Below are 12,833 nucleotides of genomic sequence, written 5' to 3' on the forward strand. Positions count from 1 at the left end.
GCCGGGGAAGATCCGGCGCCTGGCGAGACGGGGCGAAAACGACAAAAACGTCAGCGACACGGCAACTCTTGCTGTCCAGTGATTGTGCCGATGCCGCGACTCCCTTAGTTTCGTTCGGGCAAGGGGGGAACAAGAGGAGTGACCCATGAACAAGCGTGAGCTGGTCGACGCCATCTCTGACCGGCTGGGCAGCAAGAAGGCCGCAGCCGAGGCCGTCGACGCGATCCTGGAGACGATCCAGACCGCCGTCGCCAAGGGCGACAAGGTTGCGATCACCGGGTTCGGTTCGTTCGAGAAGGCCGACCGGCCTGCCCGCACGGCCCGCAACCCCGCAACCGGAAAGACCATCCAGGTCCCCGCGACGTCCGTGCCCAAGTTCAAGGCGGGCGCCGACTTCAAGAACCTGGTTGCCGGCAAGAAGTAATCACCCGTGGCAGCGCCCGAGCCGTTCGTTCGGCTGGGGCGCTGTCGCGTTTCCGGGGTCAGGAGGGGAGCGGGAAGGTGCCCAGCGTGATCACGGTCACCCGCTCGGACTCCATCGCCAGGTTGACCCGCTGGCCGAAGCGCAACATCCGCAGGCCGCCCGCGTCGAACGCGGCCGCGTCGAACGGCAGCTCGGTGCCGTCGTCCAGGAGCACGCTGCCCGAGCGCGTCCCGGCGTCATAGGTGCGTACGGTCCCCTGCATGGCAGCACACTATCCGGTGGACGCGCCGATGAGATCGGCCACGGCGGCCGTGCGCGGGCCGGTGCCCAGCGCCAGCGCGGCGTTGAGATCGTCCACCGTGTCGACGTCCCTGCGGACGCTGTCGATGCCGTCCAGCAGCAGCTCGCGAGCCCCCTGGGAGCGGTGGGCCAGGCGGGAGTCGCCGCCGAACGCGGGGGAGAACGGCACGCCGGGCCGGGCCGCGTAGAGTGTGGTGCCGATCCCCGCGGCGTCCGGGACGAACGCCACCGGCGCTCCGGCGGCCGCGTCCAGCACGGCGGCCAGCTCGGCGGGCCGGAGGGCGGGAAGATCCGCGGAGAGGGCGCCCACGCCGGTGTGCGGCGCGTTCTCCCGGGAACGCCGGGCACCGTGGACGAGAGCCGGGTTCAGCCCGGCGTCCGGTTCGTCGGGGACGATCCTGGCGCCCAGGGCGCCGAGTTCGGCGGCGGGCAGCGGATCGTCGGTGACGACGATCACATCGTGGACCCGGTCGCACGCCAGGGCGGCGGCCACCGTGTCGGCCGCGACGGCGAGGGCGAGGGCCTGCCGGTGCGGGCCCGCGGCGGCGGACAGGCGGGTCTTGGCCTTGGCGAGGACCTTCACCGGCACGACGATCGTCCACCGGAGGCGAGGCGCGCTGAACTCTGCTGTAGACATGGCAACTCGACACTATGCGCACGCAACCGCGACACTTGAGGACACCCCTCGTTCACGAGCGGGTTTCGACCGAGGAGGGCACCAGAATGGGCGAGCGGAGCGGGCGCTCCGGCGGGCGCGGGGGATCGTCGCCCCGCGGGGAGGACGCATGAGCCATCAGTACTCGCCCGCGTGGCGGAAGCTCACGATCGTCATCCTGCGTCCGCTGCTCTACGGGCTGCTGAAGCGGGACTGGCGCGGCCAGAAGAACGTGCCCAGGAAGGGCGGCCTGATCATCGCCGCCAACCACATCTCCGAGTCCGACCCGCTCGCCCTCGCGCACTTCGTCTACGAGGCCGGCCGCTACCCGGTCTACCTGGCCAAGTCGACGCTGTTCGACGTGCGGTTCCTCAAGACCGTGCTGCGCGGCACCGGCCAGATCCCGGTCTACCGCGACAGCTCCGACGCGGCGCTGGCGCTCCGGGACGCCGAGCAGGCGCTGGTCGACGGCGAGTGCCTGATGTTCTATCCCGAGGGCAGCTGCACGCGCGACCCCGACCTGTGGCCGATGACCGGGCAGACCGGCGTGGCGCGGATGGCGCTCACGACCGGTGCCACGGTCGTCCCGGTGGCGAGCTGGGGCGCCCACGAGCTCCTGCCGTACAAGAAGGGGGAACACAGCGGTCTGCGGGGGAGCCTCAAGAAGGGGTTCCACCCGTTCCCGCGCAAGACCATGCAGGTGATCGCAGGGCCGGCCGTCGACTTCTCCAAGTACGAGGGCGAGCCGCTCAGCAAGGCCGTGTTGCGGGAGGCGACCGACGACCTCATGCGGGCCATCGCCGACCTGCTCGGCGAGTTGCGCGGGCAGGAGCCCCCCAAGGAGCTGTACGACCACCACAAGGCCCAGGAGGAGCGGCGCGGGCCGCTCGACGGGGAGACCGGCGGCGACGAGCCGGCCGGCGGCCCGGAGAGCGGAGCCGCCTCGTGACCGCGCGCACCGCCGTGATGGGCGCCGGATCGTGGGGCACCGTGGTCGCCAAGCTGCTGCGCGACGCGGGCGGCGACGTCACCCTGTGGGGCCGCCGGGCGGAGATCGTCGAGTCGGTCAACGAACGCCGCGAGAACCCCGAGTACCTGCCCGGGATCGAGCTGCCCGAGGGGCTCAAGGCCACCCTCGACCCGGCCGAGGCGCTGGACGGCGCGGAGTTCGTGGCGCTGGCCGTCCCGGCGCAGACGCTCCGCGAGAACCTCACCGGCTGGGTGCCCGACCTGCCCGCCGACGCCGTCATGGTCAGCCTGATGAAGGGCATCGAGCTGGGCACCTGCCGCCGCATGTCGGAGGTCATCCAGGAGGTCGCGGACGTGCCCGACGACCGGGTGGCGGTGTTCTGCGGGCCCAACCTGGCCCGCGAGATCGCGACCGGGCAGCCCGGCGCCGCGGTGGCGGGCTGCGCCGACGAGGACACCGCGCAGCGCCTCCAGGCCGCGACGATGACGCCGTACTTCCGCACCTACACCTCCACCGACGTGATCGGCTGCGAGCTGGGCGGCGCGGTCAAGAACGTCGTCGCGCTGTGCGTCGGGATGTCGGTCGGGCTCGGCTTCGGCGACAGCACCCAGGCCCTGCTGATCACCCGCGGGCTGGCCGAGATCACCCGGCTCGGCCGGGCGCTGGGCGCCGACGAGCACACGTTCGCCGGGCTCGCCGGGATGGGCGACCTGGTCGGCACCTGCATGTCGCCGCTGTCGCGCAACCGCACGTTCGGCGAGAACCTCGGCCGCGGCATGACCCTCGACCAGGTCATCGCGGTCACCAAGCAGACCGCCGAGGGCGTGAAGTCCTGCGAGGCCGTCCTGGAGCTGGCCCGCAAGCACAACGTCGAGATGCCGATCACCGAGTCGGTGGTGAGCGTGCTCTACCACGGCATGCCGATCAAGGAGGCCGGCATTTCGCTCATCTCGCGTTCTCCCAAGCCGGAGCGCTACGGGGTGTGACATGCTGTGAACGATGCGTAGAGACACCCGAAGGCAGGGTGAGAACACCCGTGCCGTCCATCTGCCGTCGCCACCCGTTCCGCAGCAGTCTCCGGTGGGCCTGCCCGTCTGGCGTACCAGCGCGTTCGCCTTCGCCGGCGCCGCCGAGCACGCCGACCTGGTGAGCGACCGCGCGACCGGCTACTCCTACGGCCGGGTGGCCAACCCGACCGCGGACGCGTTCGCCGACGGCCTGGCCGCCCTGGAGGGCACCGGCCTGGGCGGCGAGCCGATCGAGGGGCAGGCGTTCGCCTCCGGCACCGCCGCGATCACCGCCGTGTTCCTGGCGTTCGCGCGCGCCGGAGCCCACGTGATCGCGCCCACGACGGTCTACGGCGGCACCCGCGACCTGCTCGTCGGGCTGTTCAACCGGTTCGGCGTCGACACCACGTTCGTCGACATCACCGACCCGGGCGCGGTGCACGGCGCGCTGCGGCCGACGACGCGGCTGGTGTGGGCCGAGACGCTCAGCGACCCCGGCCTGACCGTCGCCGACCTGCCGCTGCTCGCGGAGATCGCGCACGAGGGCGGCGCGCTGCTCGCGGTCGACTCGACGCTGGCGACCCCGGTCGTCTGCCGCCCGCTGGAGCGCGGCGCCGACCTGGTCGTGCACTCGGCCACCAAGTTCATCGGCGGTCACGGCGACGCCACCGGCGGCGCCGTGGCGGGCCGGCCCGAGCTGCTCGACGTGGTGCGCCGCGTCCGGGTCGAGACGGGCTCCGGGCTCGCGCCCGACGAGGCGTTCCTGCTGCGCCGCGGGCTGGAGACGCTGCCCGTGCGCGTACGGCGGCAGTGCGACACCGCCAGCCTCTTCGCCGCCGCGGTCGCCGGGCACCCGGGCGTCCGCGCCGTCGACTACCCGGGCCTGCCCGGCCACCCGGGGCACGACCTGGCCCGCAAGCTCTTCACCGCCGGCCCCGAGGGCACCCGCTTCGGCGCGATCGTCACGGTGGCCCCGCACGGCGGCCGGGACGCCGGGCTCGCCCTGGTCGACGCGCTGCGGCTGGCGCTGGTCGGCACGTCGCTCGGCGGCACGCACACCACCGTCGGCCACGTCGCCTCCACCACCCACCACCGGCTCGACGACGCGGCGCTGGCCGCCGCGGGCATCGACGCCGCGGCCGTGCGCTTCTCGATCGGCCTCGAAGACGCCGACGACCTGGTGCGCGACGTCACCGAGGCCCTCGACACCATCAGCCGCGTCCTGCGGCCGTCCGGCCCCGCCGTTCCCCTGGTGGCCGACCCCCGCTGACGAACGGCCGGGCACCGGCCATACCCGTCGTGCCGTGCCGGTCTTGCGGCGCACACGGCCTTCGTGGCCGGTTCGTGCTGTTCACCGGTAGGGTCGGCACTCATGTCCCAGGATTCAAAGATCCGCGTGGCCGTGGTGTTCGGCGGGCGCAGTTCTGAGCACAACATCTCGTGCGTCACGGCGGGGGCCGTGATGGCCGCCATCGACCGGGACCGGTACGAGGTGGTGCCGGTCGGCATCGCCCGCGACGGCCGCTGGGTGCTCCCTCCCGCGGACCTCGATCTCGCCATCGAGGGCGGCCGGCTGCCCGAGGTGTCGGGGGAGGGCTCGGCGCTGGCCCTGCCGTTCGATCCGGACAGCCGCGGCCTCATGGTCGTGGACCCGCTGAAGGCGCCGTCGGCACTGGTCGACGTTGACGTCGTCCTGCCGGTGCTGCACGGCCCGTTCGGCGAGGACGGCACCATCCAGGGCATGCTGGAGCTGGCCGGGGTGCGCTACGTCGGCGCCGGCGTGCTGGCCAGCGCGGTCGGCATGGACAAGGGCTTCATGAAGCTCGTCTGGGAGGCCCAGGGCCTGCCCATCGGCCCGTACGTGATCATCACCGACCGCGAGTGGCGGCGCGAGCGCAAGCGCAAGATCGACGAGGTCAAGGACCTCGGCCGGCCGGTCTTCGTCAAGCCCGCCCGCGCCGGGTCGAGCATGGGCATCAGCCGGGTCGAGGCCGAGGAGGATCTGGAGGCCGCGGTCGAGGCCGCCCGCGAGCACGACCCCAAGGTGATCGTCGAGGCCGCGATCGTCGGCCGCGAGATCGAGCTGGGCGTGCTCCAGGGGCTGGACGACGGCCCGCCCGAGGCCAGCCTCCCCGCCGAGGTCGTGATGGGCGGGGACGCCGACTTCTACGACTTCGAGACCAAGTACCTCGACAGCTCGCTGCGCCTGGACATCCCGCCGGACCTCGACCCGGCCGCCATCGAGGAGGCGCAGCGCATCGCGGCCCAGGCGTTCGACGCGCTCGACTGCGAGGGCCTGGCGCGCGTCGACTTCTTCTACACCGGCGACGGCCGGTGGATCCTCAACGAGATCAACACCATGCCCGGGTTCACCCCGGCGTCGGCGTTCCCGCAGATGTGGGCCGCGACCGGCGTCGACTACCCGGCACTGGTCGACCGCCTCATCCAGACCGCGCTGGGCCGCTCCATCGGCCTGCGCTGATCAGCGGCGACCGGTCGGCCGGTCGCGGGAACGGGGCCGGGGCCGGTTACAGCGACCGGTCGCGGGGGGCGCGCTGATCAGACGCGCTCCCGCGACCGGCCACCAGGGCCGCGGCATCCCCTCAGAACCGCAGCCAGCCCTGGTCGTCCAGCGTCGAGGCGCCGGTCGCGCGGGCTCCTTCGCTCGAGATGGTCCACAGGGTGTCGCCGACGAGCAGCGACCGCAGGATCTGGACCGGGATCTCCGAACGAGCGCTCGGGTGCTCGACCTCGCCGGTCCTGCTGATGCCGTCGGCGTTCACCGAGAGCACCAGCGCGCCGCCACCGCCGCGATGGCCGTTGACGGGGAGCACGGTGAGGCCCGTCCTGGGCCAGTACAGGAACGCGTGCGGGTCGTACTCGCCCAGCGTGCTCGTCCCGGGCAGCTTGAACGAGTCCAGCCGGCGCGGCGCGCCCGACACGTCGAAGAGGGACACCTGCGTGCCCAGCGTCCGGCCGTTCTCGTCGGCGTCCTGCCCGACGCCGAGCAGCTTGCCGTCGGCCGTGGGGTGCAGGTACGCGGAGTAGCCGGTGATCTTGAGCTCGCCCACGCCGCGCGGCCGGGCCGGGTCCTTCAGGTCGAGCACGTAGAGCGGGTCGACCTGCCGGAACGTCACCACGTAGCCCTTGTCGCCGATGAACCGGACCGAGTAGATCCGCTCACCCTTGCCCAGGCCGCCGATCTCCCCGATGGTCGTGAGCTTCGACCCGCGCTGCGCGAGCACCCGCACCGCGCTCTGCGACCTGTTCTGCGGCGCGGGCCGCGTGATGGGGTCACCCGTGCGCTCCGGGCCGACCTGCGGCGTGCTGGTCGTGGCGATCCGCAGGTTTCCCGCGTGCTCGGAGAGCGAGTACTGGTTGAGCAGCTCGCCCGGGACCGAGCCGGACGCGGCGTACGCGGGCCTCCCCTGCCCGCGCACGTCGAACTTGTGCACGTCGGTGCGCTGCTCCCGCTGTTTCGGCACGACATCGCCCCAGTTGCCCGGCTGCGGCGGCGTCCCGGTCACGTAGAGGCTCGCGCCGTTCCCGTACACGGTCTGCCCGTCCGCGGCGACCGCCACCGGGTCGGGGTCGCCCAGGCCCTTGGCCAGGTCGACGGTGAGGATGCTGAGCATCGTCGTCCCGGTGTAGGACGCGGGGCGGCTGACCTGGCCGCACGGCGTGGTGTACGACCGGACGTCCGAGCCGTTGCGCACCTCGACCTTCGGCAGCCACGCGCTCAGCGGGGCCTGCCGCACGATCCGCCGGTTGCGTTCGAGCGCCGTTCGGTTGTCGCCGTTGTGGGGCGACTGCGGAAAGTCGATGTCCGGCCGGTTCTTGACCACGATCCGCGCCACCGACCCGGTCTGCCGCGCGTCGACGAAGTCGCCGTCCGCGGTCATGCTCGCCGCCACCTTGGGCGGCCCGCCGAGGTCGACCAGCGTCAGCGTCGTCGTCGACCTGGTCCGCCCCGGCAGCGGCTTGGCGACGTCGCTGCGCGTCATCGTGTCGATGCCGACCGGTGAACGGCGGGTGAGCACCAGCGCGCGGTCACCGTTCAGGAGCAGTTGCGAGTCGCCGTCCCCGGCGTACATGCCGGGGCCCCGCACCGGAAGGTCGAGCCGGTGCGCCACCTTCTTCGTCGCCGGGTCGATCACCTGGAGCCGGTTGCGGGCGATCGTCACGATCCGCCGGCCGTCGGTCTTCACCAGGTCGGGCTCGTCGGCGCCCGCCTCGTGCACGTTCGTTCCGGAGAAGTCCTGCGCGCTCTTGCCCGCGCGGCTCTGCGCACCGCTCTCCGCGCCGCCGCGCGCTCCGTCCGCGGCCTCCGGCGCCGGGGCGCCCGGCACGGCGCCCTCCGGGACCTTCATCAGCCACCGGTTGCCGTCCAGCCCGTACGGCGTCACCTGCTTGGCGGCCGCGTCCCGCAGGCCCCCCAGCAGGTCGTCGCAGTCGTCGTAGGCGACCAGCCGCATCGGCGGCGCGTCGACGGTGCCGCCCTGCCGTCCTGCCGGATCGTCGCCCCCCGAGCACCCGGCCACCAGGAGTGCCGACACCACGGGCAGCGCAGTCACATATGCACGGGGACGCATTGCTCTTAGATGCCGACTTCGGCCCGCAGGTTCCCGCCCGGCCCCAACTTTCTTCGCGTTCTTCGCGATCCGGTCCGCGGAGACGCCGGGGAGACGCCGCGGAGACGCCGGGGAGACGTGGCTGGGGTTCGCTTACCGGCTCGTATCGGCGACGAAATGGGTCTGAAACAGGTGCGACGGCAGGATCACTCGTATCAATGATCTCTGTGAGGAGGGCTTACGTGGGGCTTTCGCTTGCGGTGCCGGGGCACGACCGCTGGCATCCGGAGATCCCGGCGGTGGCGGAGGTGATCACCGGGGGGTCGGTGCGGCTGGAGTGCGAGGGCCGGGAGGTGGCCGCCGAGCCGGTGTTGTGCGGGCCGATCGTGGTGGTCGGCGCCGAGCCGGGCGACGTGATCGTGGTCGACGTGATGGGCGTGGGACGCGCGGACGGCCTCTACTCGGCCGACGGGCACCCCGGGATCATCGGGTGCGCTCCGGCGGAGGGTCGCGCCGGTGGCGGCGGCGGGCTGCTCGGGCGGGTGCGGCCGATGGACCCCGAGTACGCGCGGATCGCCGGTGAGGCGGTCAGGAGCCGGGAGCGGGGACGGGAGATCGGGGGATGCACGATCGCGCGGCTGACGGCGGGATCGCGCATCCTGCTGCCGGTGCATGTGCGCGGGGCGAAGTTGTCGGTGGGGGACCTGCACTTCGGGGCCGCGTGCGCCGAGGCCGTGCCGGGCTGGGTGGACCTCCGCGTGAACCTGACCAGGAGGGGCGTGGAACGGTTCCGGGTGAACGGGCCGATGCTGATGCCGGATCCCGGATGACAGGGGAGCCCCGGTCCTGGATGGCGGCACCGACCGCGCCGCAATGACATAAAGGACGTGAAAAGTCGCTTAGGGTGTCTAAATGATTGTTCGCCCGGCGACCGTCGCCGACATCCCCGAGCTGACGCGTCTTCGCGAGCTGCTGTTCCGGCGGCTGGCCGACTCCGACAACCCGGTGGCGGCGTGGGAGTGGCGCGACCAGTTCGAGCGCGACATGAAGGAGCGGCTCGGCGGCCGGGAGCTGGGCGTGTTCGTGGTGGACGGCGACGAGGGCCGGCTGGCCGCCTGCGGCATCGGCGTCGTGGAGTACCGGCTGCCGACGCCGTACCAGGCGAACGCCCTGGCCGGCTACGTGCTCGGGATGGTGACCGATCCCGCCTACCGCGGCCAGGGCTACGCGCGGCTCATCATGAAGGAACTGCTGGCGTGGTACGCGGCGAACGACGTGGCGCGCGTCGAACTGCACGCTACGCCCGAGGCTGCTCCGCTGTACCGTTCGATGGGGTTCCGGGATCATCAGATCGCGCTGACCTGGCACGCGCCTTAGCGGCCTTGGCGATCAGGCCGTCGATCTGGACGCTGAGCTTCGAGCCGAGCGGCCAGCCGATGTAGTGGGTCAGGAAGATGGCGATCTCCCTGAGCTCCTCGGGGGTCAGCTCCTCGTTCTGCAGGGACGCCGGGATCTGGATGTCGAGGACGTCGTTGAGGCCCTGACCGGCGAGCGCCCCGATGAGCAGCAGCCGGCGGTCGCGCATCGAGAGGCCCGGCCGGGTCCAGATGTCGCCGAAGAGATGGTCGACGGTGACACCGAAGAAGTCGCCCGGCGCGTCACCGACCTCCCAGCCGTACACCTGGCGCATCATCTCCAGGCCGCGTGCGCGTCGTTCATCCATGGTCGTCCTCGAATCCGAGCCCGGCGGCGAAACGGTCCAGCGCCAGGCGGGCCAGCGGGGCGTCCACGCCCAGCTCGTCGGCGAGCTCCAGGGCCAGGGTGAGGTCCTTCTCGCCGAGCGCCTGGGCGTGCCGCATGATGTCGTGCAGTTCGTCGTCGGGGGTGAGCGGGGCGGTGGTGGCGCGCACCATGATGGAACCGGGGCCGCCGGTGACGGCGTCGGTGTGGCGGACGACCCGGCCCAGCTTGCGGAGCGAGACCCCGGACGCCTCGGCGAGGCGCTGGGCCTCGGCCGCGGCGGTGAACGCCACGAAGTGCAGCAGGTTGCGGGCGAGCTTGGTGCGGGTGCCCGTCCCGACCGGGCCCATGTGGAGGATCAGGTCGGCCCAGGCGCCGAAGGTCTCCTTGCACCGTTCGAAGGCCTCCGGGGTGCCGCCGACCATGACGGCGAGCGTTCCCGCGCTCGCGCCCATGAAGCCGCCGCTGACCGGCGCGTCCACCACCTCGATGCCGTACGGCGCGGCGCGTTCGGCCAGCTCCTCGGCGGTCCGGGCGCGGATCGTGGAGTGGATCGCGAGGACCGTCCCGGCCCGCGCCGACGCCAGGATCTCGGCGGCGACCTCGTTCACCTGCTCGTCGTCGCGCACCATCACGGAGATGACGTCGGAAGCGCGGGCCAGCTCGGACACCGTCGACGCGGCCTTGGCGCCCTTGTCGACGAGCGGGCCGAGCGCCTCGGGCCGGGTGTCGTAGGCGATGAGGTCACCGCCCGCCAGGTGCTGGGCCATGGGCGCGCCCATCTGGCCCAGCCCGATGAATCCGACGGTCATCGCATCGCCCCGTCCGTGCGCGGTGGGATCGTCATGCCCGGAACACCTCGCCGCCGTCGACGTTGAAGACCTGGCCGGTCACCCAGCCCGCCGCGTCCGACAGCAGGAAGAGGCACATGCCCACCAGGTCCTCGGGCGTGCCCATGCGCTTGAGTGCCATCTTGTCCTTCACGATCTTCTGCGACATGTTGCCGGGCACGACCGTGCGGTTGGCCTCGGTGTCGATCGGGCCCGGCGCGATCGCGTTGACCCGGATGTTCATGCTGCCCAGCTCGTGCGCGAGCTGCTGGGTCAGGCCGTTCACGCCGACCTTGGCCAGCCCGTAGAAGCCGGAGTACTGCCAGGCCGCCGTGGACGACTGGTTGACGATCGCGCCGCCGCCGCGTTCCTGCATGGACGGGTAGCAGGCGCGGGCGCACAGCAGCGCGCCGTCCATGTTCACGGCCATGAACTTCTTGTAGTAGTCCCAGTCGACCGTGAACAGGAAGTCCAGCTTCATCGTGCCGAAGATGGCGGCGTTGTTGACCAGGTAGTCGATGCCGCCGAAACGGTCGGCGGCCGCGGCCGCCATGGCCTCCACCGACGCGGGGTCCGACACGTCGGTCCGCACGTACAGGCCCTTGACGTCGTCGGCGACGCCCTGGCCCTTCTCGCTCAGGTCGGCGACGACGACGGAGGCGCCCTCGGCGGCCAGCGCCCGCGCGTACGCCTCGCCGATGCCGCCCGCCGCGCCGGTGACGACCGCGACCTTGCCCTCGAACCTCATGAGATCCCTTCCGCGATCGACTTCGTCTCCAGGTACTCCTCGAACCCGGCCACGCCCATCTCGCGGCCGACGCCCGACTGCTTGTAGCCACCGAACGGCACGTCCGCGGCGTACCAGACGCCGCCGTTGACGCTGACCGTGCCGGTGCGCAGGCGGGCCGCGACGCCGCGGGCCCGTTCCAGGTCGCCGCCGTGCACCGCGCCCGACAACCCGTACGGCGAGTCGTTGGCGATCCGCACCGCGTCGTCGTCGCCGTCGTACGGCAGGATCACCAGCACCGGGCCGAAGATCTCCTCGCGCGCCGCCCGGCTCTCGTTGGTCAGGCCGGTGATCAGCGTCGGCTCGATCCAGAAGCCGCGGTCGCGGTCGGCCGGACGCCCGCCGCCGCACGCGAACGAGCCGCCCTCCTTGAGCGCGAGCTCCAGGTAGCTCTCGACGCGGTCGCGCTGCCGCGCGGAGATGACCGGCCCGCACAACGTCTTGTCGTCGTTCGGGTCGCCGACGCCGATGCGCCGCAGCGACTTGGCGGTGATCTCCACGGCCTGGTCGTAGGCGGCGCGCGGCACCAGCAGCCGGGTCGTGATCGCGCAACCCTGGCCGGCGTGCGTGGCGACGTTGAACGCGGCGTACGAGCAGGCCGCCCGCAGGTCGGCGTCGTCGAGCACGATGAACGCCGACTTGCCGCCCAGCTCGAGGAACACCCTCTTCAGGGTCTGCGCCGCCGAGACCATCACGTTCCGCCCGGTCGCGGTCGAGCCGGTGAACGACACCAGGTCGACCCGCGGGTCCTCCGTCAGCCGCGCGCCCAGCGCGTGGTCGGACGAGGTCACCACGTTGACGACGCCCGCCGGGATGTCGGTCTCCTCGGCGATGATCGTGCCGAGCACCGACGCGCACCACGGGGTGTCGGGCGCCGGCTTGAGCACGACGGTGTTGCCCGCGGCCAGAGCCGGGCCCAGCTTGGCGAGGTTGATCTGGTGCGGGAAGTTCCACGGCGTGATCGCGCCGACCACCCCCACCGGCTCGCGCACCACCCGCCGCTCGCTCGGAATCCCCATCGGCTCGGCCCGCCCGAGGCCGGTGCTCCATTCGTACGACTCGGCGAGGTCGGCGAACCAGCCGAGGTCGCCCACCGGCCCGTCCAGCTGGGCCCCGTAGGTCAGGAAGCGCGGCGCCCCGACCTCCTTGATGGTGAGCTCGCGCAGCTCGTCGGCGTGCCGCCGCAGCCCGTCCCGGAGCTGCCGCAGGCAGCGGGCCCGGAAGGCCACGTCGACCGACCAGGTGCCGGAGTCGAAGGCCCGCCGGGCGGCGGCGATGGCCTGGTCCATGTCATCGGCGGTGCCGTCGGCGGCGACGCCGAGCACCTCTTCGGTCGCGGGATCGAGGGTCTCGAACGTGCCGCCGGACCCGGGGGTCAGACGCCCGTCCACAAGCAAGCGATCGGTTGTTCTGGACACGTGTCCAGGTTACCGTCCGGCGCCCGACCGAACGCAAGCACTCAGCCAACCCAATTCACCCCATCCCGGATCACCGTCCGGCCGCCCGGGTTCGCTCGCGATGCCTCGGGCTGCCAGCCGGCCTCGGACCA

The 12,833-nt window shown here is 72.3% G+C and carries 14 protein-coding genes; 7 read left to right on the plus strand and 7 right to left on the minus strand.

The window, feature by feature from the left end:
• Positions 1-145: 145 nt before the first annotated feature.
• Positions 146-424, plus strand: coding sequence for an HU family DNA-binding protein (locus ABZ810_RS10850; protein WP_131900547.1), 279 nt, complete (start codon positions 146-148; stop codon positions 422-424).
• A 58-nt stretch (positions 425-482) separates the two neighbouring features.
• Here ABZ810_RS10850 and ABZ810_RS10855 read toward each other — a convergent pair whose 3' ends face one another.
• Positions 483-686 (minus strand): hypothetical protein, encoded by a 204-nt coding sequence (locus ABZ810_RS10855; protein ID WP_358401915.1) that lies wholly within the window; start codon positions 684-686, stop codon positions 483-485.
• A 9-nt stretch (positions 687-695) separates the two neighbouring features.
• On the minus strand, positions 696-1,361 hold the full coding sequence (gene cofC / locus ABZ810_RS10860) for a 2-phospho-L-lactate guanylyltransferase (protein ID WP_358401917.1): 666 nt from the start codon (positions 1,359-1,361) through the stop codon (positions 696-698).
• A 148-nt stretch (positions 1,362-1,509) separates the two neighbouring features.
• Between cofC and ABZ810_RS10865 the strand changes: the two genes are divergently transcribed.
• The 4 genes from ABZ810_RS10865 to ABZ810_RS10880 all read left to right on the plus strand — a co-directional run bounded on the left by ABZ810_RS10865 (position 1,510) and on the right by ABZ810_RS10880 (position 5,838).
• Complete coding sequence (locus ABZ810_RS10865) at positions 1,510-2,328, plus strand: lysophospholipid acyltransferase family protein (protein ID WP_358401919.1); 819 nt, start codon at positions 1,510-1,512, stop codon at positions 2,326-2,328.
• A complete protein-coding gene (locus ABZ810_RS10870; protein ID WP_358401920.1) occupies positions 2,325-3,335 on the plus strand; it encodes an NAD(P)H-dependent glycerol-3-phosphate dehydrogenase in 1,011 nt (336 codons plus the stop codon). Before ABZ810_RS10865 ends, ABZ810_RS10870 begins: the two co-directional genes overlap by 4 nt.
• A 13-nt stretch (positions 3,336-3,348) precedes the next feature.
• Positions 3,349-4,626: an aminotransferase class I/II-fold pyridoxal phosphate-dependent enzyme gene (locus tag ABZ810_RS10875; RefSeq protein WP_358401922.1), complete on the plus strand. Its 1,278-nt coding sequence runs from the start codon at positions 3,349-3,351 to the stop codon at positions 4,624-4,626.
• Between the two features lie 102 nt (positions 4,627-4,728).
• On the plus strand, positions 4,729-5,838 hold the full coding sequence (locus ABZ810_RS10880; RefSeq protein ID WP_358401924.1) for a D-alanine--D-alanine ligase family protein: 1,110 nt from the start codon (positions 4,729-4,731) through the stop codon (positions 5,836-5,838).
• Positions 5,839-5,959: 121 nt separating this feature from the next.
• On the opposite strand, the gene ABZ810_RS10885 is transcribed toward ABZ810_RS10880, so the two are convergent.
• The gene (locus tag ABZ810_RS10885; RefSeq protein WP_358401926.1) at positions 5,960-7,930 is read right to left on the minus strand and encodes a beta-propeller domain-containing protein; all 1,971 of its coding nucleotides are present in this window, start codon (positions 7,928-7,930) and stop codon (positions 5,960-5,962) included.
• A gap of 239 nt (positions 7,931-8,169) precedes the next feature.
• Here ABZ810_RS10885 and ABZ810_RS10890 point away from each other — a divergent pair, with 239 nt between their 5' ends.
• Positions 8,170-8,757, plus strand: a complete 588-nt coding sequence (locus ABZ810_RS10890) for an acetamidase/formamidase family protein (protein WP_358401928.1) — start codon at positions 8,170-8,172, stop codon at positions 8,755-8,757.
• A gap of 82 nt (positions 8,758-8,839) precedes the next feature.
• The gene (locus ABZ810_RS10895) at positions 8,840-9,304 is read left to right on the plus strand and encodes a GNAT family N-acetyltransferase (protein ID WP_358401930.1); all 465 of its coding nucleotides are present in this window, start codon (positions 8,840-8,842) and stop codon (positions 9,302-9,304) included.
• On the opposite strand, the gene ABZ810_RS10900 is transcribed toward ABZ810_RS10895, so the two are convergent.
• Genes ABZ810_RS10900 through ABZ810_RS10915 form a run of 4 tightly spaced genes read right to left on the minus strand, consistent with a single transcriptional unit; the run spans position 9,225 to position 12,675 of the window.
• Complete coding sequence (locus ABZ810_RS10900) at positions 9,225-9,650, minus strand: carboxymuconolactone decarboxylase family protein (protein ID WP_358401932.1); 426 nt, start codon at positions 9,648-9,650, stop codon at positions 9,225-9,227. The two genes, ABZ810_RS10895 and ABZ810_RS10900, sit on opposite strands and share 80 nt — an antisense overlap.
• A complete protein-coding gene (locus ABZ810_RS10905) occupies positions 9,643-10,479 on the minus strand; it encodes an NAD(P)-dependent oxidoreductase (RefSeq protein WP_358401934.1) in 837 nt (278 codons plus the stop codon). The genes ABZ810_RS10900 and ABZ810_RS10905 overlap by 8 nt, the downstream gene beginning before the upstream one ends.
• A 31-nt stretch (positions 10,480-10,510) precedes the next feature.
• Positions 10,511-11,245 (minus strand): SDR family oxidoreductase, encoded by a 735-nt coding sequence (locus ABZ810_RS10910; RefSeq protein WP_358401936.1) that lies wholly within the window; start codon positions 11,243-11,245, stop codon positions 10,511-10,513.
• Complete coding sequence (locus ABZ810_RS10915; protein WP_358401938.1) at positions 11,242-12,675, minus strand: aldehyde dehydrogenase; 1,434 nt, start codon at positions 12,673-12,675, stop codon at positions 11,242-11,244. The genes ABZ810_RS10910 and ABZ810_RS10915 overlap by 4 nt, the downstream gene beginning before the upstream one ends.
• Positions 12,676-12,833 lie beyond the last annotated feature (158 nt).

Source organism: Spirillospora sp. NPDC047279 (genome assembly GCF_040643285.1).
GTDB lineage: Bacteria > Actinomycetota > Actinomycetes > Streptosporangiales > Streptosporangiaceae > Spirillospora.